Annotated in this window: 18 protein-coding genes; 13 read left to right on the top strand and 5 right to left on the bottom strand. The window is 40.7% G+C overall.

Annotation, left to right across the window (positions count from 1 at the left end; all coding sequences use genetic code 11):
* Positions 1-183: 183 nt before the first annotated feature.
* Entirely contained in the window at positions 184-1149 is a 966-nt protein-coding gene (cysK, locus tag FH971_RS07415; RefSeq protein ID WP_140233874.1) for a cysteine synthase A, read from the bottom strand.
* Positions 1150-1534: 385 nt separating this feature from the next.
* Here cysK and FH971_RS07420 point away from each other — a divergent pair, with 385 nt between their 5' ends.
* Positions 1535-2656 (top strand): beta-ketoacyl-ACP synthase III, encoded by a 1122-nt coding sequence (locus FH971_RS07420; protein WP_140233875.1) that lies wholly within the window; start codon positions 1535-1537, stop codon positions 2654-2656.
* A 258-nt stretch (positions 2657-2914) separates the two neighbouring features.
* Here the strand turns inward: FH971_RS07420 and FH971_RS07425 are convergent, their stop codons facing one another.
* Together FH971_RS07425 and cysZ are read right to left on the bottom strand one after the other, a co-directional pair.
* Positions 2915-5260 (bottom strand): carbohydrate binding family 9 domain-containing protein, encoded by a 2346-nt coding sequence (locus tag FH971_RS07425; protein WP_167495994.1) that lies wholly within the window; start codon positions 5258-5260, stop codon positions 2915-2917.
* A 170-nt stretch (positions 5261-5430) separates the two neighbouring features.
* Entirely contained in the window at positions 5431-6204 is a 774-nt protein-coding gene (gene cysZ, locus FH971_RS07430; protein ID WP_137221390.1) for a sulfate transporter CysZ, read from the bottom strand.
* Positions 6205-6364: 160 nt separating this feature from the next.
* Here cysZ and smc point away from each other — a divergent pair, with 160 nt between their 5' ends.
* The 8 genes from smc to FH971_RS07470 all read left to right on the top strand — a co-directional run bounded on the left by smc (position 6365) and on the right by FH971_RS07470 (position 16422).
* Positions 6365-9793 carry a chromosome segregation protein SMC gene (gene smc / locus FH971_RS07435; protein ID WP_140233877.1) on the top strand — a complete coding sequence of 1143 codons (3429 nt, stop codon included), beginning with the start codon at positions 6365-6367 and terminating at the stop codon, positions 9791-9793.
* A 21-nt stretch (positions 9794-9814) separates the two neighbouring features.
* Entirely contained in the window at positions 9815-10855 is a 1041-nt protein-coding gene (gene zipA / locus FH971_RS07440; protein ID WP_140233878.1) for a cell division protein ZipA, read from the top strand.
* Positions 10856-10951: 96 nt separating this feature from the next.
* A complete protein-coding gene (gene ligA, locus FH971_RS07445; RefSeq protein WP_420853471.1) occupies positions 10952-12967 on the top strand; it encodes an NAD-dependent DNA ligase LigA in 2016 nt (671 codons plus the stop codon).
* Between the two features lie 51 nt (positions 12968-13018).
* On the top strand, positions 13019-13534 hold the full coding sequence (locus FH971_RS07450; RefSeq protein ID WP_140233880.1) for a DUF2919 domain-containing protein: 516 nt from the start codon (positions 13019-13021) through the stop codon (positions 13532-13534).
* 166 nt (positions 13535-13700) lie between these two features.
* A complete protein-coding gene (locus FH971_RS07455; protein ID WP_140233881.1) occupies positions 13701-14900 on the top strand; it encodes a cyclic di-GMP phosphodiesterase in 1200 nt (399 codons plus the stop codon).
* A gap of 27 nt (positions 14901-14927) precedes the next feature.
* Entirely contained in the window at positions 14928-15734 is an 807-nt protein-coding gene (locus FH971_RS07460) for an SDR family oxidoreductase (protein WP_140233882.1), read from the top strand.
* Between the two features lie 50 nt (positions 15735-15784).
* Complete coding sequence (locus tag FH971_RS07465) at positions 15785-16018, top strand: RNA-binding S4 domain-containing protein (RefSeq protein ID WP_140233883.1); 234 nt, start codon at positions 15785-15787, stop codon at positions 16016-16018.
* An 11-nt stretch (positions 16019-16029) separates the two neighbouring features.
* Positions 16030-16422, top strand: a complete 393-nt coding sequence (locus tag FH971_RS07470; RefSeq protein ID WP_137221373.1) for a ribonuclease E inhibitor RraB — start codon at positions 16030-16032, stop codon at positions 16420-16422.
* Positions 16423-16509: 87 nt separating this feature from the next.
* Here the strand turns inward: FH971_RS07470 and FH971_RS07475 are convergent, their stop codons facing one another.
* Positions 16510-16716 (bottom strand): hypothetical protein, encoded by a 207-nt coding sequence (locus tag FH971_RS07475; RefSeq protein WP_140233884.1) that lies wholly within the window; start codon positions 16714-16716, stop codon positions 16510-16512.
* A 97-nt stretch (positions 16717-16813) separates the two neighbouring features.
* Here FH971_RS07475 and FH971_RS07480 point away from each other — a divergent pair, with 97 nt between their 5' ends.
* Entirely contained in the window at positions 16814-17017 is a 204-nt protein-coding gene (locus tag FH971_RS07480; RefSeq protein WP_140233885.1) for a hypothetical protein, read from the top strand.
* An 82-nt stretch (positions 17018-17099) separates the two neighbouring features.
* Here FH971_RS07480 and FH971_RS07485 read toward each other — a convergent pair whose 3' ends face one another.
* Positions 17100-17777, bottom strand: coding sequence for an SDR family NAD(P)-dependent oxidoreductase (locus tag FH971_RS07485; protein WP_140233886.1), 678 nt, complete (start codon positions 17775-17777; stop codon positions 17100-17102).
* Between the two features lie 277 nt (positions 17778-18054).
* Here FH971_RS07485 and FH971_RS07490 point away from each other — a divergent pair, with 277 nt between their 5' ends.
* From FH971_RS07490 to FH971_RS07500, 3 genes are all read left to right on the top strand, one after another.
* Entirely contained in the window at positions 18055-18816 is a 762-nt protein-coding gene (locus FH971_RS07490) for a TSUP family transporter (protein WP_140233887.1), read from the top strand.
* Between the two features lie 73 nt (positions 18817-18889).
* Positions 18890-20269 (top strand): exonuclease subunit SbcD, encoded by a 1380-nt coding sequence (gene sbcD, locus FH971_RS07495; protein WP_140233888.1) that lies wholly within the window; start codon positions 18890-18892, stop codon positions 20267-20269.
* On the top strand, positions 20266-23964 hold the full coding sequence (locus tag FH971_RS07500; RefSeq protein ID WP_140233889.1) for an AAA family ATPase: 3699 nt from the start codon (positions 20266-20268) through the stop codon (positions 23962-23964). The genes sbcD and FH971_RS07500 overlap by 4 nt, the downstream gene beginning before the upstream one ends.
* Positions 23965-24160 lie beyond the last annotated feature (196 nt).

The following is a 24160-nucleotide window of genomic DNA, read 5'->3' on the forward strand; positions in this document are numbered from 1 at the left end:
TTTTAATTGTATTTAAATCAACCTCAAAGTTGATAACATTGTCAATATTATAACAAGGAAATTTTTTATTAAGAAAGGTAGTATAACAATAAAGATTAACATGTTGGTGATCAAAAAATGCCAGCAAATCTGCTGGCATTTTTATTTATGACAATAATGATTCATGTAGAGTCACTTACATCATTATTGCACGTTTTCGCTATCACCAAATTCACCTGCAAATAATGCAGTTGATAAATAACGTTCAGCAGCCGATGGTAAGATAACCACAATTGTCTTACCGGCAAACTCAGGTAATGCAGCAATTCGATTAGCAGCTACAACCGCAGCACCAGAAGAAATACCCACTAAGATACCTTCTTCTTTCATTAAGCGGCGAGCCATTTCGATAGAGTCTTCATTCGATACAGCTTCAACGCGGTCAATAATTGATAAGTCCAAGTTGCCTGGAATAAAACCAGCACCAATACCTTGGATTTTATGTGGACCAGGTTGAATTGGTTGGCCTGCAAGAGCCTGTGCAATAACGGGTGAGTCAACAGGTTCAACCGCGACAGAGGTAATGGTTTTGCCCTGTGCTTTTAAATAACGGCTTACACCTGTTAATGTGCCACCAGTGCCCACACCTGCAACAAATACATCAACTTGACCATCGGTATCATTCCAAATTTCTGGACCAGTGGTTTGTTCGTGAATTTCTGGATTGGCTGGGTTATCGAATTGGCCAAGGATCAGGTATTTTTCTGGCGCTGACTGACGGATCTCTTCAGCTTTATCAATGGCACCTTTCATGCCTTTAGCGCCTTCAGTCAATACTACATTTGCACCGAGTGCTTTTAGCAGCTTACGACGCTCTAAGCTCATGGTGTTTGGCATTGTTAAGGTTAGTTTGTACCCACGAGCAGCAGCAACATAAGCAAGTGCGATACCGGTATTGCCTGACGTTGGTTCAATTAGTTCAATATCTTTAGTTAATGTGCCTTTTTTCTCGGCATCCCAAATCATATTGGCGCCAATACGACATTTCACGCTAAAACTTGGGTTACGTGATTCCACTTTTGCTAATACTTTGCCATTACTGACACGGTTTAAACGAACGAGTGGTGTATTGCCTATAGTGTATGAATTATCTTCGAAAATTTTGCTCATGGATTATTTGCTCCTATGGTTGCATTGCCTAATCATAATCTGCTCAGCAGGATTTAGAAGTGAAAGTTTGTTCTTCTTTATGCTTTTTAGTTATAAATGACTTGATATTTATTCTAAAACTGTCAAAGATGTCGCTATATTAGTCTTTTGTGGTAAAAGGTCATCTTTCAATGGTCTGACCATCAAGTAAATTTAATTTAGTATGACGAGAATAAATCATAAAATACTAGAATAGGCTTAATCAGCGAGATGTTCTAATTTGTGCCATCCATATTTATGAGCAAGGTTGTCGATAAGCGATGTTAAAACCTTCTTTCATGTATGTCGAAATATATGGCGCTCAATGAGCTTTAGCTAACTCATTCACTAAAAATGGTAGAGTAAAATGAATAAAGTTGTGATTTCAGGCAGTGGTTTATATACACCACCTTACAGCGTTTCTAACGACGAATTAGTTAACAGTTATAATAGCTATGTTGATCAGTTTAATCTGGAGCATGCTAACGACATTGAGACGGGTAGCACACAAGCTTTAGCGTATTCTTCAAGTGAGTTTATCGAGAAAGCCTCTGGAATAAAAAGTCGTTATGTTATGGTCAAAGACGGTATTCTTGATACTAATATCATGATGCCATTAATTGCAGATAAGCCTTCTGAAGTATTATCTATGCAAGCTGAAATGGGGATTGCTGCAGCAAATCAAGCGTTACAACAAGCAAACTTAACGAGTGAAGACATCGACTTAGTGATTGTTGCCTGTGCTTACACTCAACGAGCCTATCCTGCAATTGCGATTGAAATTCAACAAGCCATGGGAACCAAAGGGTTTGCCTATGACATGTTAGTGGCTTGTTCATCAGCGACTTTTGCTATTGTGAATGCTGTTAATGCCATACGCGGTGGAACAGCTAACCGGGTTTTGGTCATCAATCCTGAATTAACGTCACCACAAATCAATTTCCGCGATCGTGATAGTCACTTTATTTTCGGTGATGTTGCCACTGCGGTTGTGGTTGAACGTGAAGAGTTATCTACATCAACGCATGCCTTTAATGTATTGTCTACACGTTGTTTTACCGATTACTCCAGTAATATCCGCAGTAATTTTGGTTTTGTTAATCGTTGCGACCCTGAAAATGCCACGACGGCGGATAAATTATTCCACCAACAAGGCCGTAAAGTGTTTAAAGAACTATTACCGATGATATATCACCATTTAGATACGCAATTCACCCAAGAACAAATAAAACCAGAAGAGTTTAAGCGCTTATGGCTTCACCAAGCCAACATAAACATGAATTTATTTGTCGTTAAGAAACTGCTTGGTGATAATGTTGAGCCAACTAAAGCACCTATTGTATTGGATGAGTATGCCAATACTGCGTCGGCCGGATCTATCATTGCGTTTCATAAATTTAACCAAGATTTTAAAACCGGTGATTTAGGTTTATTGTGTTCATTTGGTGCAGGCTATTCTATTGGCAGTATTGTGCTTGAGAAATGTTAGTCGCTTCGAGTTATGGCTATAATTAAAGTCGAATGTATTTAATCAGTTGCGATTATGAATCTATTACAGCGTAATCTGCTAACGTAAAAAAAATAATAACAATTCCGTTGATGTTTATATATCAACGGCATTGTTATTTCTACTACTGTATCTACAACGACACCCAATACAGATCCTAAAGCGTTAGTTGTATAAACAATTCATTATAAATATCATCAATTACACAACACTAAAGACTTCGTTTTGAGTGTGTATTACTTAAAGTAGCCAAGCGTAGCTGAGTTTCATAAAGTAAGTTTTTTCGTTTTGGGTTAATGAATCAATGTCATCATTGGCAATAAACGCATCCGAATAACCAAGATAAAAAACGCTTTGTGGGTTAAGTTTGTATCCATAGAGTAGTTCATTACCTATATCTTGATAAAGTTTGTCTGGCTGTTGATATTTGTATAAATCAGGGTCTCTTTCAATACGAGTGTAAACACTACTTAGGCGAATAAAACTGTTTAAGCTGAGCTGCCAATTTAAGCGCATATCACTAAGGTTAGCCGTAAATAAGCGACCATCATCAACATCTAATGTTTGGTATCGATGAGAAATGTCCAGTACTAATGACTCAGTCAATTTCCATTCAATACCAGGGTTTAACATAGTGGTAGTGGCAGGGCGGTCATTGGCAAAATCAATATCATCGCCATAGCTGCTATCCAGTTCAAGCTTGAGAGAGCCAATGGGCGTGAAGCTGGTGTAAAACCACCCTAATGTTTGGTTAAATATACTGGTGTTATCATCAATATCAATGATACTTGGGTTATGGCGTCTGCCCACTCTTTCTCGTTGGACAATCCCCGCGCCGATAAAACTTTGCAGGCCTCCGTCAAACTCAATATACATTTCAGTTTCTTGTTCAAGCCGTTCATTGTTTTGGTTATGAGTAATGTCCCAATCGCCACCTAAGTCAATTTTATTGAAAAAGTTATTTTCTGGGTACCAAATATAGCCGCCGCCAGCTACAAATTTGTTGATATCGACTTTATCGATAAAGCCCAAGTCAGCCCTAAAGTCGCTACCGATAGATTCGTAATTTGTTGAGGCGTACCAATTACGGCGTTCATGTTTATAAGATAGATTGAACATTCCACCGCTAAACTCACCGTCTTTATTCGTGCGAAGTACGCGCTCATTAATGGCACAATCTCCTATATAACAAACATCAATGTCGTTGCTGCAATCGTCTCGTCCACAAAATTGATTGAATAAATCATCAGGGTAGGCAGTTTGTGAATGAGCATATTGTGCCGTAAAGGTATCGTGTTTAGTCGGTTGGTATTTTATGTCGGCACTGGCAAGATAATTATGATATTCATCAGCTTGCTTTAAGGTCACTAAACCACCAATTGAAAATTGCTTACTTGGGTCAAAACGGTATCGAGTGGCTACGTTGTGGCTCTGCTCGTCAATAACAGCAATGTCGGAGCTTAAATTGCCGGGAACTAAAAACTGGCTTTGAGTGTCATTGGCGGCGAGAATCGCAAACGTATGATCGTCGGTTTTGCTGGTGAGTTTTAATCCATAATCTGGCGATCCAATATTACGGGTATGTAGTAAGTCTAGTTGAGTATCGAAATAGTCTTTGTTATCTAAGAAAAAGGCCCGTTTTTCAGGAAAAAATAATGCAAAAGTATTGTTAACATCCAATTGACCTGCATCTGCTTCTACTTGAGAAAAGTCTGGATTAATTGTGGCGTTAAGTAAGGTTGTAGGGGTAATCCCCCAGCGTAAATCGAGTCCTACTTCTACGTTGTTTTCATCACTCCATGGCTGAGTCGGTGCAACATCACGTTGACTACTTTGATCTGCCACTAATGACGGTGTGAGTTGTAAATCTTTACCTTGCGTTGCTCCTGCTAAGCCCGATGCTGTACCTAATTGACACAACTGACATGACACGTTGCGATCTATTTGGTGAGTTGATATGCGATGGGTTTCGTTACGAGGATAAAAGCGAATTAATTCGATACCCCATGTTTGCAAAGGATTGCGATCATCAAAGTTAAATAAACGCAGCGGTAGTTGTATTTCAACCTGATAGCCTTGATCTGTTAGCTTGCCTTTACTGTACCAAATACCATCCCAAGCATCACTTTCTTGGCCTGTAAGCTCATTTTCTATTGAGTCACTTTGTACCCCATAAGGGTTAATAAAAAACTGATAAGCCAAGCGAGCATTGTTAAAAGTATCAAGTTTAATGCCCACCATGTCATCTCCCCAAGATTTATCTCTGTCTCTTAGGTTGACGCGAATTTTATCCGGTGAAGGGTCATGGGCGATAAACGCGAAATATAAGCTGGTTTTTGACGCATACACTTTGGCATAAGTGGTCACTGGCGCGGCGATATTTTCACCTGGAGACGTTTCATATTTCAACATCACCTGTGCGGCCTGTTGCCATGCTGGTTCGTTAAATTCACCGTCTACTTCAATATCTTCATTAATGGTGGGAATATCTAAATGAAATTGTTGGCTAGATCCTGCGAAAACAGACAGTGACACAATGCTTGAGATTAAGCAGAATACTCGCGCGAGGAGAAAAAATTTTTTCACAGACACTCTATTATATTTGGTTGTTATTTTGTTTATTGTCGCAAAAAAACGGTTCAAAGATAGGTCTGATTTGTGCTGTGAATGTATCTAAATTGTTACAGAATGTTGAGTGAGTATAAAAAAGCCCAATACACTGATCGGGCTTTTTTGATAATGGCGAACCTAAATAATTAATCAGGTGCAATCATTGGGTTTTTGTAGGCTTCACGGTATTTATCAACCCACATCGAGGTTGCCCCGCAAATCGCTACTGGCATAACGATAAAGTTAACGATGGGGATCATTGAAAACAATGTCACGGCCGCACCAAAACTGTAACTCGACCCTTTGGTGTTTTTAAGGGCAAATTTCATATCATCAAAGCTGACTTTATGGTTATCAAATGGATAATCACAATATTGAATCGCCATCATCCATGCGGTAAATAAAAACCATAAAATAGGTGCAGCTGTTTGACCTATCACCGGAACCCAAAACAACACCAAAAATATCAATGCTCTAGGTAAGTAGTATTTCAGTTTTGTCCATTCACGACCTAATACACGAGGCAAATCTTTGACCATATCCATAGACGTGCCAGTATTTAAGTTTTTCCCCGTTAAATATTGCTCAACTTTTTCGGCTAACAAACCATTAAAGGGTGCTGCCAACCAGTTCATTACCGAGCTGAATATAAATGACATCACCACTAGCATGGTTAACACCGCTAATGGCCATAATAAAAAATGTAACCAACTTAAGTAGTTGGGTAGTTGGCCATTCATCCAATCGAAGAGTTCTGTCAGTTGACCCAACGCTAAATACATTGCGCCGGCAAACAGCACTAAATTGATCATTAAAGGGATAAACACAAATGAACGTAAACCCGGTTTTTTAATTAATTGAAAGCCTTGAAGAAAATAATTTACACCGCTTTTTTTAACGGTCTGAGAGTTGTTTACCATATAACCCGCCTACTTTGTGACTCATAGCTTCGATTTTGACTAGCCAAAGACAATAAAACAAGTGATAAACTGTATCAACAGGATAAAAATCGTTACAAAATGCAGCTCAATTGATAAAGTGAGCTGCTTTTTCCTTTTAATGCGTACCTGAACTGGCAACATGAGATTAAAACAAATAAAACTTGCTGGATTTAAGTCGTTTGTAGACCCAACTAAAATCCCATTTGATAATGCTTTATCAGCGATTATCGGCCCTAATGGCTGCGGAAAATCCAATGTGATTGATGCCGTGCGTTGGGTGCTGGGTGAAAGTTCAGCAAAGAATTTGCGTGGCAATTCGATGACCGATGTTATTTTTAACGGTTCATCGGCGCGTAAACCCATTTCTGTTGCAGGTGTTGAACTCGTATTCGAAAATACCCAAGGCAGGCTTGCTGGTCAATATGCCAGTTATCAAGAGATTTCAGTTAAACGCCAAGTTAACCGAGAAAGTGAATCAACTTATTTTTTAAACGGCCAAAAATGCCGTCGTAAAGATATTACCGACTTATTCATGGGAACAGGCCTTGGTCCTCGTAGCTATGCCATTATTGAACAGGGCACTATTTCACGTTTAATCGAGTCTAAACCCCAAGACTTACGGGTGTTTATTGAAGAGGCTGCCGGCATATCGCGCTATAAAGAGCGCCGCCGTGAAACTGAGAATCGAATCCGTCATACCCGTGAAAATCTTGAGCGTTTAAATGATATTAGGGTCGAATTAGGCGCACAACTTGATAAATTATCCCAACAAGCTAAAGCGGCTTTACAGTATCGCGAATTAAAAAGTAGTGAACGTCTGTTACATAGCCAGTTGCTAGTGATGCGTTATCAAGAGTTGCTAAGTCAAACCGACAAGCTCGATATTGAAGCCGTGGCATTAGAGACTCAAGCACAACAACTGCAAACCACATCGCTTCATGCCGATACCAGTGTGACTCAGCTTAAACAACAACTTGCCGAGTTAAGTGATGCTGAACACAAACTAGTTGAGCAGTATTATTTAACCGGTAATAACATTACCAAGTTAGAGCAACAACTTCAGCACCAACAGCAACAAGACTCGCAGTTACAACAACAAATAAATGTGATTCAACAACAGTTGAGTGCTGCAGAGCAGACTATTGCCAGCTTAACCCAAACCTATCAAACATTGGTCGCTCAAGCGGATGTTCTCAATCCTGAATGCGAACAAGCTGAAGAGGCTTTAGCATTGATTGATGAGCAGTTGAGTGTGATCGAAGACGCTTGCGACGATCAACAATGGCAATTAACTCAATATGCAGAAACACTAGCGGCAAATAAAATGCAATTGGCTTTGTCGCAATCGAGCTTAAGTCATCAACAACAAAGTTTGCAGCAAGATGAACGTCAAAAACAACAGGTGACTCAAGACCTAGCGGCGCTAGATCAGCAAGATAATCAAACTCAGCTGTCTGATGCTCAAACACAACTGATTGACATAGATAAGCAACTAACCAGCACGAAACAGCAACAGCAGCAACAAGAACAACTGTTGGAGAATGCGCAACGAGTTGTTGAACAATGCCGTGAAGACTATCAAACTATTAAGCAAACCCTAACTCATCGCCATTCACGCTTACAGTTGATAGATGAATTACTTGCAGGTCATATTCAGTCCGAAGGGCAACAGTTATGGCAAGTGGTTGAGGTTAAGCCGGGTTGGGAGAAAGCTGTTGATATGGTGCTACACGGGCTAAGTCAATTGCCGGTATTAACCGCTGATATTATTCCCGTTGAACAAACCAACATAGGCTTTATACCTCAATCACAACAAGTTAATCATATTGCCCTGAGTACTAAGGTTAATCTTGCTCCATGGCTTAAGTCAGTGGTGTGGGCTGAAAGCTTAGATCAGGCAAAGCAGCAACTACCACAGCTAAATAACGATCAATACATTGCAACCCAAGAAGGGTACTTAGTGGGTCATGGTTTTGTGTTAAATCACACCCAGGCAGGCCAATCTGCCATTGTACTTAGTCAAGAGCGTATTGAGTTAACCACTCAATTGAGTGAACTTGAACGTAAACTGATTGTGGCGCAACAGCAATTAACCGATGCTACTCAACAAGCTGCATCGCACCAATTAGCATTAGGTCAATTTCAACAAGCGTGTCATCAATTGCAAATAAGCCAAACTAAATCGCAATCTGAAGTGGCTAGTCTGTCCCAGCAAAATGCTGATAAACGACAAAAACAACAACGGTGTAATGATACGCTATCCAAGCTTGAACAGGCTTATAGCCATAAGAAAATGCAGATAGAGGCATACGAGTCGCAGGTAATGACTCAAGAAGAGACACTGTCTACCGCTATTAATCAACATGAAGTCGCGCAACATGCTTGGCAAAATAGCCAAGCTAAACTTCGCGAAACCAAGACCAAACGCTCTGAAGCAGCCGTGACGTTAACTCAGCAAAACGCGCGGTTGCAGCAACACGCTACTCAACAAGCATTAAGTCAGCAACAATTACAGCAGCAAACTGAAAAACAGATTGAATTATCAAGCCAGTACGCTAAGTTACAACAACAATTGCAAGATAATCAACAACAACGTGGTGAGCAACAGTTAGCCCAATTATCAGCGCAGCTAACCCATGCACTTGAGCTACAGCAAGCCTTACAACAGCAATTGCAACAAAATAGAGGTCAACAAGCTGAGTTGCAAACCAGTTTAGACAGTTCAGTATTGATGCAAAAACAACAGCTTGTGGTGTTACAGGACTTGACTCAAACGATAAGCACGTTAAAGTTACGTCGTGAGGGCTTAAAAGGGCAGGCGAATGCGCAGTTGCAATTGTTGCAAGAGCAGCAAATTCAGTTGCAACACGTGATAGCAGACATACCTGCGCAAGCTTCGGTAAGCGAATGGTCGCAACAGCTTGATAAAGTAAAACAAAAAATTGTACGTTTGGGGGCTATTAACCTTGCCGCTATTGAAGAGTTTGAATCGCAACGAGAACGAAAAGCCTATTTAGACAGCCAAGATGACGACTTAAATAAAGGGTTAGCAATTTTAGAAGACGCTATCCGTAAGATAGATAAAGAAACACGCAGCCGTTTTAAGGCCACATTTGAAACGGTAAATCACGATTTAGGATTGCTATTTCCTAAAGTCTTTGGTGGCGGTAAGGCTTATTTGGCGTTAACCGATGATGATCTGCTCGAAACGGGTGTTACCATCATGGCGCAGCCACCAGGTAAAAAGAATAGCAGCATACATTTACTTAGTGGTGGAGAAAAAGCGTTAACCGCTTTATCATTGGTTTTTGCTATTTTTAGACTCAATCCAGCACCTTTTTGTATGCTAGATGAAGTAGATGCACCTTTGGATGACGCCAATGTTGAGCGTTTTTGTCGTTTATTAAAAGAAATGTCACAAAGTGTGCAATTTATTTATATTAGTCATAATAAAATTACCATGGAAATGGCAGATCAACTTATTGGCGTTACTATGTATGAACCGGGCGTTTCAAGAATAGTGGCAGTGGATATTGAAGCTGCTGTTGCTATGGTTGACGCGGTATAAATTAGGAAAACAGGGAATCTAATGAAAGATCTACAACTGGTGTTGTTCGTATTAGGCGCAATTGCAATTATTGCGGTGTTAGTGCACGGTTTTTGGTCGATTCGTAAACAACAACCTAAATCAACTAAGCAGAGTCCGATGGCCGGATTTTACAAAGACCAAGCTCAACGTCGAGACTCAGAAGGTTTTGACGCAGATGGTATTGGTGCAGTACGAGTACGTAAAGCTGGTGATGTTGACGAACCTGCGATCAAATCCACCTTAAAAAACCATGATACATCAGAATCGGCTCCAACAACTCATGTTGAACCTACTTTATCTCATACTTCATCAAAAGACTCATTGACTAAACCGGGAGCGACTCAGCCAACTAAAACGACGCAACCGACTCAACAAACATTATTTATTGAAGACGAAGAAGATATTCAAGCTCCAACACCTAGCAATCATTCTCATGCGTCTATGAACACTCCAAAAAAAATCGTTAATGCTTCAACCACTCGCGGTCCGTTAACCAGTTACTCTGGTGTTACAGCAAGCGCTTATTCTGCGGTATCTTCGCCAAAGAATGAACCACAAAAAACGGTTACTATGGAATCGGCTAAGCCAGCTGAAACCGCAGAGCCGGAAGTGTCAATTGAAAATGAACCCGTTGAACCAACAGATGTCTTGGTGCTTCATGTAGTCGCTAAAGCTGGTGAACAAGTTCAAGGTGCAGAACTATTGCCAAGTTTATTGTCTCTTCACTTTAAGTTTGGAGATATGGATATTTTCCATCGTCACATTGACAATGCCGGTACTGGCAAGGTGTTATTTTCGGTTGCTAACATGCTTAAGCCTGGTGTGTTTGATCCCGATAATATGGAACAGTTTGAGACTCAAGGTGTGGTGTTGTTTATGACACTACCTTGTTATGGTGATCCGTTAATGAATTTCACTATTATGCTTAACTCAGCATATCAAATAGCAGAGGATCTTGGTGCTGAATTATTAGACGGACAACGTCAACCTTGGTCCGAAGAAATTAAAAAAGACTATCTACGACGACTGAATGCAGCGTAGGTTACTATATTCATTAAGGCCGCAGCAGCGGCCTTAATTGTTCTAGCACTTTATTTTAATAAAATCATAGTTCTAACTCGTATGACGGATATCACAATGCACGCTATTCAAACTGAAATGGATCAACTAACAGACACAATTAACCTGCATAATATTCGTTATTATGTTGATGATGCTCCGTCGATACCCGATGCTGAATACGATAGATTAATAAAACGCTTAACGGCACTTGAACATGATTATCCGCAATTTAAATCTGCGGATTCACCGACCCAAAGAGTGGGTGGCATGGCATTGCAAAAATTTGCCCAAATTACTCACCTTAAGCCGATGTTAAGCCTCGACAATGCTTTTGAACAAGCTGATTTTGCAGCATTTAATAAACGCGTAACAGATAAAGTTGGCAGTGTTAAATATGTTTGCGAACCTAAACTCGATGGCCTAGCTGTGAGCATAACCTATCGTTTAGGTATTCTTGAACGCGCAGCGACACGAGGTGATGGCAATGTCGGTGAAGACATTACTGAAAATGTGCGTACTATCCGATCTATTCCGCTTAAATTACGTGGTGGAGGATTTCCAGATTTAGTCGAAGTGCGTGGTGAAGTCATTATGCCTAAAGCAGCATTTGAAGCGTTAAATCAGCGTCAAATCGGTAAAGGTGACAAGGTGTTTGTTAATCCTCGTAATGCCGCAGCAGGTAGCTTGCGTCAACTCGACAGTAGAATTACTGCCTCACGCGCGTTAGGGTTTTATGCTTATGCATTAGGCGTGGTAGAAGGCGAATCACAGCCAATGCAAGATACTCATTTTGGCCAGTTGACTCAATTAAAACAATGGGGGATCCCAGTCAGCAGTGAAGTAAAAGTGACTGATTCATTAGAGCAAGTCTATGCGTATTATGCAGATATTATGGCCAGACGCAGTGCGCTTGAATATGAAATTGATGGTGTGGTAATAAAAGTCAATGATATTGCTAAGCAACAAACTCTAGGGTTTGTTGCCAAAGCGCCAAGATGGGCTATCGCCTACAAATTTCCCGCGCAAGAAGAAATGACCTTATTAGAGTCGGTTGATTTTCAGGTAGGTAGAACCGGAGCGGTAACACCTGTAGCCCGCCTTAAACCCGTTTTTGTTGGCGGTGTAACTGTATCGAATGCAACCTTGCACAATGCTGATGAAATAGAGCGTCTCGGCGTTAAGATTGGCGACACTGTCATTATTCGTCGTGCCGGAGATGTCATTCCACAAATTGTTGCAGTCGTTCCAGAAAAGCGCCCAGATGATGCCCAAGATATTGTCTTCCCAGATCATTGCCCTGTTTGCCAAAGTACAGTCGAGCGCATAGAAGGCGAAGCTACAGCACGTTGCAGTGGCGGATTATTTTGTGAAGCACAACGTAAAGAAGCAATTAAGCATTTTGCCTCCCGTAAAGCATTAAATATAGACGGAATGGGAGACAAAATTGTCGAGCAATTAATTGATAAAGAATTGGTTAAAACCCCTGCAGACTTATTTAAGCTCACGGCATCTTCTATTACTATGTTAGATCGGATGGCTATGAAGTCAGCGACCAATATAGTTGCGGCAATTGAATATGCTAAAACCACTACCTTGGCTCGTTTTTTATATAGCTTAGGTATTCGTGAGGTTGGCGAGGCAACAGCAGCTAACTTAGCGCAACACTTTGGCGATTTTGAACGGATCCGTAATGCCAGCATCGAGCAGTTACTTGAAGTGGCAGATGTTGGCGAGATTGTTGCAAAGCACATTACGTTATTCTTTGCTCAACCACATAATATTGAGGTGATTGAGCAACTGCTTGAAGCGGGAATCAATTGGCCTGTCGTTGAACAAGCTGATGAATCACAATTAAGCCTTAAAGGCCAAACTTGGGTGTTAACCGGCACATTGACGCAACTTAATCGTAATGACGCCAAAGCACGCTTACAGGCGTTAGGGGCAAAAGTGGCTGGCAGCGTGTCCAAAAATACTGATTGTGTTGTAGCGGGTGAGGCCGCAGGGTCTAAGCTTGCAAAAGCAGAAGCGTTGGGTATTAAAGTCCTTGATGAACAAGGTTTGTTGGATTTGTTGAATGCATCAAACGAATAGAATTGATATTTATGTTTTATTTATACTTGTAGCCGCCGATAAGAGTATTTTGTGAACTTTAGTAATATTACTTGGCTTGATGATCACGGTCATATAAAGCCCCCATTATTTTTGTATTTAATGCTGGTTTTTTTAGCTCGTGGATGGTGTATTTTTATTGCATCCTTAACCCAGTTTAACGACCGTGCCGGTTTAGTGCGATTATTTTATCCTGAAAAAGGCGATTTTATATTGGCCTTGGTCGCTGGTGTCGGTGCTTTGTTGATTTATGGACTTATTATTGCCGAGCGTAAACGTAGTTGGCCAATATTCATACCTCTGTTTAAGCGTAGTCGCTGGTTTTTATGGATATTACTCATTATTGATGGGTTATTTTTATTCCAACGGATGATGCACGATGATTTTCTGTTTAAAGTAGGCTATTCGATTGATGCATTGTTTCTTTTTTGGTCAATTATTTATGTGTTCAAATCGAAGCGGTTATATTATTACTTTGCTGACTGGACGGGGAATGATCCTGCTGAACAAGTTGAAATGCCTCCTAACAATGATGATTGTCTCAAGTAAGGTACTAAATAATATACGTCTTGGTATAAATGCACTATATTTACCCAACAATAAAAAATGAAAATGTAAGACATTCATAAACATCGCGCTATAGACTTAGATTTTTGTGCAAGAATGGCATTACCATCTCAGCCATAGCACGACTAATGTGAAAAGGGACAATACTTTGGCTAAAGCAGAATTAACAAAAATACCTGTTTCGCAAATGGTTATCGGGTTAACCGTTAAGCTGCCTTTGTCATGGACAAAACATCCTTTTTTTCGCAGTAAAGTTAAACTTGAAAAACAAGTTCAAATCGAGATGATTAAAGGTCTTGATGTGTCATTTGTTTACTTAATTAGTGGCCATGATTTATTGCCAAAAATTGATGACCATATTGAAACTGAACAAACTGAAGACGTCGTTAAGCAAGAAGTTGACTCTCGTACATTAGCCAAAAAAAGTATGCGAGTGAGTCAACAACGTTTTGTTAAATCAGTTAACGATAGCCGAACAGTATTTGGCAAAGTCGTCAGTGATCCTGAAGGCGCCTATCGCGAAGCTGCCACCTTAGTTGAAGATTTAGTGGATAGTTTATATGAAAGTGAAACCCCTCATTTGACTTTAGTGGGTAGTGGCGAGACTGATGTGAGTGTGACTCAGCATGGTATTTCAGTAGCAGTACTTGGTATGATGATAGCCCACACATTATCACTTTCCAAAAAAGAGGTTCGTGATATTGCATTAGGCAGTTTGTTTCATGATATTGGTAAGCTCAAGGTGCCAGAGGCTATCAGACGTAAGCGGGGTGAGTTAACCGACCACGAGAACAACTTTTTAAAAATGCACCCTAATTTTGGCTATGACATGCTTAACCGAACAGGGCTATTTCCTGAAGCCATGTTAGATATTGTATTACATCACCATGAGTTTATTGATGGTAGTGGTTTTCCTGATCATTTGAGCGAAGCCAAAATTCTACTCACTACCCAGATTGTGTCATTAGCTAATGACTACGAAACCTTATTACAACAATACCAGACCCCACAAATTGCATTAGGCATTCTGTTTAAAAATCATAGCAGTAAACACAGTGATAAATTAATTTCGGTACTGGTCAAAATATTAGGTATTTACCCACCCGGTGCTATTGTGCGTTTAACCGATGGCAATATTGCCAAAGTCATGATGACCACTGTTGATGTTAAGCAGCCCCATGTTTGGTCTTGTCATGTTAGTGGTGCAGAGCCTAGTTTTCGTTTTTTAATTAATGAAGATGTCCAAGTTGAAGAAGTTGTGAAGTTAGATGAATTAACTGAAGGCGCCATAAAAACATTACAGGCCAATAGTCCTATCAGCTTTTATTTCAATAACTTTAATCATTAATACTTAACTTTGCCACATTGAGAATACATGAACACAATTACCCTTATAGGATGCGGTTGGTTTGGTTTTCCGCTAGCCAAACAGTTAGTTAAACAAGGATTTCAGGTTAAAGCGTCAAAACGTCATCCTGATGATTTAACCCCATTACAGCAAGCGGGTATTGAGGCTTATCAATTAGATTTGGCCAATGTGACTATTAAAGCAAAAAATTCAGCGTTATTCGATGCCGATGCCATCGTGATAAATATACCGCCAGGACTAAAGCGTGGTCAAACTGACTATCTTGATTATCTAATTCAGTTGAAAAGTTTGATGGGTGATCGCCAATATCAAAAAGTGATTTTCATCAGCACTACAGGTGTTTATCCGTCATTAGACCAAACTGTCACCGAACAAAATGCCGTGGCGTTCAATGAAACCAGTGAAACATTATTGCAAGCTGAGGCTATATTTTCTGCTATGGAAAATAGTTGTATTGTACGATTTTCGGGTTTAATTGGTCCTAAGCGTCATCCCGGACGTTTTTTTGCTGGAAAAACGGATGTTAGTGGTGCCAATGTTGCGGTTAATCTGGTGCATTTAGATGACTGTGTTGCAGCCGTTAGCTTAATCCTTTCTCGAACGGATACTTTACCCATTTATAATCTTGCCGCTAATGAACATCCTACTCGAGATGTATTTTATACCGCGGCCACTCAGCATCTTGAGTTAATTGCGCCACAGTTTAATCAACTGCAACAACCAAGCAAAATTATCGACGGTCAGTTAATCAGCCAACAGTTAGGATTTCAATATAGGTTTGATAGTCCATTCAAAATGCTTGATGCTTGCTAAACTGGCATAGGCTATAATAACCGACATATTTTGATTAAAAGGCAATTATTGTGACGACTGAAACTCAAGCGTTTGCATTACTTCAAGGTGATGAATTCGTAGAACTGTACAAAGTATTAAAAGTACAAGGTTTAGTGAACGGCGGTGGCGAAGCAAAGCATGTTATCACCGAAGGTCAAGTTACCGTTAATGGTGAAGTTGATACTCGTAAACGTAAAAAGTGTGTTGTTGGCGATCTTATTTCGTTCAATGGCGCAAACATTGAAATTGTTCCTGCTCAGTAAAGGATTTATAAATGCAATTCCCAGATGATGACAATGGCCAAATGTTGGCTGCAATGGCTGAAGCCGGTATTGATTTAACGCAATCACTTGAAGTCGATTTCTTTTTAGTGTTTGATGACCAACGTGATGCTGAGTCTGCATTAGAAGCATTGAGTCAAACAGACATTCAAGGTGAGCTTGAGCTTAACTTTGAAGAAGAAAGTACTAAGTGGGAAGTGATTGTTTGTCTCCAGATGGTGCCTGAATATGCAGCCCTTGTTGCCAAAGAAATAGAATTGAATACTTTTGCCAAAGAGTTTGACGGTATTTCTGACGGTTGGGGCGTGATGCAAAATCAAGCCGATGATGGTGAGTTTGCAGATGAAGATGATGATCATGAATGCACCGAGCATTGTCATCACTAAAATCATATTTGCATAATAAAGGCCGTTGATGCTCTGCATTAACGGCCTTTATTTTTTGAGATATGTACAATAAAAACTATCGCAGTATTAATCGCTTTCTTTTATCTCATTAATGACTTCTTTGGTTTCATGACCAATGGCTTTAACGGTATCGCGCGTCCCGTGACCGATTGCAGTAGTTACTTTTTTTGTAGTGTGACCGATATCTTTGCCAGTCTGTTTTAATTCAGCGCAAGCTGATAAGGACAGAATAATACTAATCGACGCCAGTATTTCGATGACTTTTTTACACATTGTAGTAGCCTTATCAATAATCTAATATGAGATGTATCATCAGCTTAACGTCGTTGCTATTTCAGCATAACGGGTTTGATGGTTAACGGGTGAAATCATGGCGTTAAATGCAACATTAATTGGCCAAATTATTTTCGTTTTAACCTTAGTCGTGGTGTACTTTACTTTAAAGTTTGCCAAGGGAAAAACCACTAATTTACCCTTGGTTGGTTTTTACGCTATTGTGTTAAACCTCATTTTTGCCCCTGCTGGGTGGATATATTGCTGGTATTGGTCAACCAAACCGTTGTTACCCAAATAAAATATCATTCAAAAAAAATCACTAACTTCAATTCGGATTAATAAGCCATTCCCTCGATTTGAGGTTAACTAGCCATGGAATATTAACCTCGGTTGATAGTAATGTCAGAGACATACCCATGTTCAGTAGCGATTAAAGCTTGTTTAAGCATTAAGGCGGCTTCTTTTGCCGTCATAAAGTTTGATGTATCAATGTCTTTACCACTGGTTTGCCAAAAGTCTGTCGCCATTCCTCCTGGGTATACAGCAATCAACTTCATTGGGCAGCCTTTCAGTTCAAGTCTTAGAGATTCAACCAAGCCCTTAACAGCCCATTTAACCGCGCAATAAGTCGACTCATTAGCTTTGCCTGCTTGCGCTGCGGTTGACATCACCACGACCACATTGACCTTATGGTCACGATAACGACTAACAAGCTCACGCAACACCAGAATGCTTGAAGTAAGATTATTGTCGATCAACTGATTAATAGCCTGCGGAGTTTGCTGTTCTATTGGGCCAAAATAACCACTGCCAGCACAATGAATGACACTACTTGGCGGCGTTGATAAACGCGAAAATAACTGACTGACATCTTCAGTCACACATAAATCTGCTGTGTGAGTATGGACGTTGTTTTGCTGTGAAGGGGTTAGCTGAGCCATAACATCAGCTAATTTTTGCTCACTGCGACCAGTGATCAGCAGTGGACGGTTTTCTGCAGCGTACAATTGGGTCAGTGCAGCACCTAGGCCGCTACTCGCGCCAGTAATCACCATCATAATAAAACCTTTTGCCAAATTTCCATTGAGTTAGCTACTATATCAATGACTCAATGAGCAGCAAAGTGATAGTGAGGTGTAAATACCAATCGATGTTCAGATAGATACCCGAACAATAGACTTTTTGGTAACTGCTTATTAGCGCAAGTTGTGGTTAATTAAGCTAATTGGAATAAATTACCGATAACATTTTGTATTCTGACGTTAAAGAATGTCTAATAACGCCTTGCCTAATGTCTTACTGACTTCACGTTTATTGTTATATACGAGAGCCTCCATGTTTGAACTCACGCTCCAACTCGCTGTTGTGTTATTTGCTGTTGCCTTGATTGCTGGTTTTATTGACTCAATAGCAGGCGGGGGCGGTTTACTGACCATTCCGGCATTAATGTGGGCGGGCTTACCTCCTGCTGCGGCATTAGGAACTAATAAGTTACAAGCGTGTGGTGGTAGTTTCTTTGCCAGTTTATATTTTGTGCGTAATGGCTTAGTTGATTTACGCAGTATAAAATTATCCTTGTTATGTGCATTTATTGGCGCGGCAATTGGTACCATATTGGTGCAAATGATAGATGCTAAATTACTAGAAGTGGTTTTGCCATTTTTGATTTTAGCCATAGGTTGTTACTTTCTGTTTTCTAAAAAAATCAGTGAACTCGATCGCCAACAAGTGCTCACCCCAAGCGTATTTGCCTTTACCGCAGCATTAGGTGTTGGTTTGTATGATGGTTTTTTCGGTCCTGGCACTGGCAGCTTTTTCGCGCTAGCGTTTGTATCTCTGGCTGGCTTTGGCTTAGCTAAGGCGACAGCACATGCTAAGTTATTAAACTTTGCGACGAATATAGCCTCATTAATTTTCTTTTTAATTGGTGGTCAAGTGGTGGTGGTATTAGGTTTGATTATGCTGGTGGGGCAATCGATTGGGGCGACGTTAGGCTCACGCTTAGTGGTTACTAAAGGGGTTAAAATTATTAAACCGTTAGTAGTGGTTATGTCATTGGGTATGAGCGGTAAATTATTGTGGTCGCAGTATATGTAATCGTAAAAGTGATAATTTAATTTTAGAAACACCATTATTGTGTTTTTTGATTTTTCTCATTCAAAGGGATGTTATGCGCATTATTCACACATCAGATTGGCATCTTGGCCAATATTTTTATGGTAAAAGCCGCGCAGCTGAGCACCAAGCTTTTATGGCATGGTTACTTGAGCAAATAACGCTCCATCAAGTTGATGCCCTTATTGTCGCGGGTGATATTTTCGATACGGGTACGCCACCAAGTTACGCCCGTGCGTTATATAATCAATTTATTGTTCAAATTCAGCAAACTGGCTGCCAACTCATCATATTAGGTGGCAATCATGATTCAGTCTCGACGCTAAACGAATCGAGGCACTTATTAGCCTGTCTTAACACCACTGTTATTCCAGGGGCATTCGATAATGTTAATGAGCATGTTATGCCGTTACTCAATCGCCAAGGTGAGGTTGGGGCGATATTGTGTGGTTTACCTTTTCTTCGTCCTCGCGATGTCGTCCTCAGTGAGTCGGGCGAATCGTCTGTTGATAAACAACGTAAACTTGGTGATGCCATTAGCGAGTTATATCAGCGCTGTTTTGAGCAAGCGGAGCAACTCAATAGTACATTTTCAACGCCAGTGCCCATTATAGCAACAGGTCATTTAACCACAGTGGGTGCCAGTACATCAGAGTCAGTGCGTGATATCTATATTGGCAGTTTAGATGCTTTTAATGCAGCCCATTTCCCTGCGGCAAATTACATAGCATTAGGGCATATTCATCGGCCACAAGTGGTGGCAAAATCTGAACATATCCGTTACAGCGGCTCGCCAATTGCGCTTAGCTTTGATGAGTTGTCAACTCATAACGAAGCTAATAAATCAGTGTTCTTAGTTGAGTTTGCTGATACAAAGCTTAGCCAAGTGACGCCATTAATGGTGCCAATGTTTCAGCCTATGCAAGTTGTAAAAGGTGACCTAGACAGTATCGAGCAACAATTGAAGGCATTTGCTCCACAAACAGAAACGACCTCAATGACCTGGTTAAGCATTGAAGTGTCTCAACAAGATTATTTATCTGATTTGCAATCGCGCATTGCCGATATGACCCAAGATAAAGCGGTTGAAGTATTGCAATTAAAACGAGCCCGCAGTCAGCGGCAACAGCACATTAAACAGCTCGATAATGAAACCTTATCTGAACTCAGCGTCAATGATGTATTTGCTCGTCGTTTAGCCCAAGAGCAATTTGATACCGAGGCACAACAAGCGCAGTTAACTCGCATTAAACAATGCTTTAGCCAAGTAGTTTCCGATGTTGAGGCTGAGCGACATACCCAAGAAACTGCCGCTAGCCATGTGCTGCAAGAAACCATGACCCATAACGCCGACGAGGAAGATCTCATCGCAATGAGTACTGAAACCAGCACTGAAGTAATAACAGACGATATGGCGGAAGGTGAGCAATCATGAAAATATTAAGCCTTCGTTTTAAAAACATTAACTCGCTTAAAAATGAATGGAAAATTGATTTTACTCAATCTCCTTTTGCCGAAAATGGTTTATTTGCTATAACTGGCCCAACAGGATCTGGCAAAACAACCATTCTGGATGCGATTTGTTTAGCGCTTTATCACCGCACCCCGCGATTAAGTAATATCTCTAAAACCACCAATGAATTAATGACCCGTGGCACCGCAGAATGTTTAGCCGAAGTTGAATTTGAAGTTAAAGGTGTTGCCTATCGCGCATTTTGGAGTCAGCGCCGCTCGCGTGATAAAGCCGACGGCAATTTACAAGATGCGCAAGTAGAGTTAGCCATACTCAGTGATGGCAAAATTCTTGCTAGCCAAATCAAGCGTAAAACAGAATTAATTGAACAAATCACTGGGCTTGATTTTGCCCGTTTCACCAAGTCGATGATGTTGTCCCAAGGACAATTTGCGGCCTTTTTAAATGCCGATGCCAATGATAGAGCAGAATTATTAGAAGAGCTCACAGGCACTGAAATTTATGGGTTAATTTCAGCGAAAGTACACCAAAACTTTAGTGATGCTAAAACCAATTTGAAGGTGTTAGAGGCAAAGCTTGGTAGCGTTGAATTACTCGATCAACAACAACTAGTGGCACAACAACAACAGATTGAACAACTTAATCAAGCAATAGTGCACCAACAGCAACAATTGTCTGAGTTAAGCCAATTTATTGCGTGGGCAGACAATATCCAACAAGCCCAACAGTTGTTAACTAAAGCTAATGATGAACAGCAACAGGCGTTATCTCGTCAGCAGCAACACCGTGATGCATTAATTCAACTTGAACACAGTGAACCCGCACAGCAAATATTGCCTTTATTTGAACAACAACAAAAAGTGCAGCAAAAAGTTCAAATATTAACAACGCAAATTGATCAGTTAAGTCAACAAACCGGCCAAGCTGAAGTCGAGTTGCAAAACCATAAACACAAGCAAAGCCAAAGTCAGCTACAGGTTGAACAAGTCAGCCAAGCTCATAAAACCCTGCTGAGTTTAATTGACCAACAAGTGCAGCCATTAGATCAACAAATAAACCAGTTGAATTATCAGTTGTCTCAAGTCAAATTAACCCAGCAGCAAACCGAACAGCAGCAACAACAGGCTGCAGAAAAACAGCAACAGTTATTGACCCAGCAACAGAGCCTGACATTGGCTAAACAACAGATCCAGCAGCAGCTAGAAAGTTTACCACAAGGTCAAGAAGTGGCTAAAAAGTTTGCCGCTTGGCAAACCCAATACAATCAGGCAATTCAATTAAATCAGCAGATCAGCCAAACCCATAGTCAAATCGCACTTCAGCAAGACAGCATTAAGCAAACTCAAAGCAGATTAACAGATGTTGTTCCTCAGGTAACTCAAGGACAAGTGGCACTGACTCAAGCGACAGTGAAGTTATCCGATAGCCAACAAGTATTAAGGGAATTATTGGCTGGCCAAGAAGAGTCGCAACTGAATAGTGATTATCAACAGTTGCTTGACCAACAAGCTGGGCGTTATCAATTAAGCCAACTGTTTAGTCAGTTTGCTCGCCAACAACAGCAATGCCAACAGTTAACCACTGAGTCGGGGCAATTTAAGATTGAATTACAGGCACTGGCAGAGTCACTTAGTGTAGTGAGAACCCAATGGAGTGAAAAAAATCAGCAGGTTAAAGATGTACAAACCATTCTGCAACAAGAGCAACACATTGCCAATTTAACCTTAGAACGCGCCAAACTCAAAGCCGGTGAACCTTGTGCTTTGTGTGGCTCCACCGAGCATCCATTAGTTGAGCGTTATGAAGCGCTGAATGTGTCAGCTACTGAACAACGAGCACAGCAATTACAAGCCGAACTTGATGCGATTAAACAGCAAGGTGAGCAGCTTAAAAATCAGCAAACAGCATTGCAAGTGAACTATGACAATTCGCTTAAGCAACTGAGCCAAGTTCAAATCGATTTGCATGACACACAACAACAATGGCAGCAGCAGACTCAGTTGTTGTCTGTCACCCTGAGATTAGACCTAGCGCAACAAGATGCCTTAAACACATTTATGGCTCAGGCAGAATCCAAACAGCAACAATTAGCCACGACCATAAGCCTGCTTAACCAATGTCAAAAAAACGTGCATCAGCATCAACAGTCGTTTGCGCAAGCTGAGCAGACTCTCGCCAAACACGTAAATCAACAAGGTTTATTGCAGCAACAGCTTGATAATTTGCAACAAGGATTACTCAATTATCAACAACAAATTGACACCGTTAGTGGGCAGCAAACTCAATTAATCACCGCACTTGAAACACAAATTACTGCCACCGGACTAACGCCACCATCAATTGAGCAAGCCATAGTGTGGCTAAATGAATTACAGCAACAACTTGAACAGTGGAGTCAGGCGCAGCAGCAAGCTACCGATAATCAACAGCAATTGAGTATTACAGCCGAAAAATTGGCGACAAACCAGTTACAAGTTGCTGCGTTTAGTGCTCAACTAACTTCGGTTAGCGAGCAAGTTGATAAAGCCAATACGCAGCTAAGAGCTGTGCAACAACAACGCCAAGCATTGTTTGCCGATAAAGTGATTGAAGATGAAAAACAGCTCAGCCAAGATCAATTGGAACAGGCTCAACAAGCTTTTGATGTCATTCAACAGCAGTTACAAGCGGCAGACAAACAACTGGCCAGTTTGCAAGTACAACAACAATCGTTGATGACGCAAGCGAGTGAAGCCAGTCAAGAATGTCAGCAACTGCAAAGTCAGTGGCAAACAGCGTTGCAAGCCAGTCCATTTGCCGATCAACAAGCGTTTGAACAAGCGATATTAACACCACAAGAAAGACAGGCATTGCAGCAACTTAAACTGCAACTTGATAACGACATTGTTAAAGCTAACACCATAACGGAGCAAGCCTTAATGCGACAAACCGAGCTTATGCAGCTTGGGGAGCAACAAGGATACAATGCTGCTCAACATGCTGAGATTGCGCAGCAACATCAAACTATAGAAACCAAACTCCAACAAGACAAGCAAACTGTTTGGCGTATAAGCCTTGAGTTAGAACAAGATGCCACCAAACGAGTCGGGCAGCAGCAATTGTTAGCCGAACAGGCGCGAATGCAGCAAGATTACGATGACTTAGCTTATTTACATTCGTTAATAGGTTCACAAAAAGGTGATAAGTTCCGTAAATTTGCCCAAGGCCTCACTTTAGATCATTTAGTGGCATTGGCGAACAGGCAACTTGAACGTTTACAGGGGCGCTATTTATTGGAGCGCAAAGAGTCAGATGCATTAGAATTACAAGTGCTTGATACTTGGCAAGGTGATGCAGTGAGAGACACTCGAACCTTGTCTGGTGGAGAAAGCTTTCTTGTTAGTTTAGCGCTTGCCTTGGCGTTATCAGACCTTGTTAGTCATAAAACGAGCATTGACTCACTGTTTTTAGATGAAGGCTTTGGTACTTTAGACAGCCAAACGCTAGATACCGCTTTAGATGCATTAGATAACTTAAATGCATCAGGTAAAATGATCGGTGTGATTAGCCACGTTGAAGCGATGAAAGAGCGGATCAACGTGCAAGTGAAAGTGAATAAAATGAATGGGCTGGGCATTAGCAAATTACAAAATGAATTTGCTGTCAACGGAAGTTGATTTACCGCTAACTCCCGTGATTACTGTAATCGAGTACAAATTAATTATGAATTAAATGACATTTTATATTTGTATTATGATTATTTTTTGATATAAAAGAGCGTTGATATGCAATTTGACTGCAAAAGTCGGTGTTTTAAGCTTTTTAGCCAGACGTAAAAAGTCAAATATTGGGTCATATGGATGATAAAAAGCC

This window comes from Shewanella polaris (assembly GCF_006385555.1).
In the GTDB taxonomy this organism is placed as follows: Bacteria; Pseudomonadota; Gammaproteobacteria; order Enterobacterales; family Shewanellaceae; genus Shewanella; species Shewanella polaris.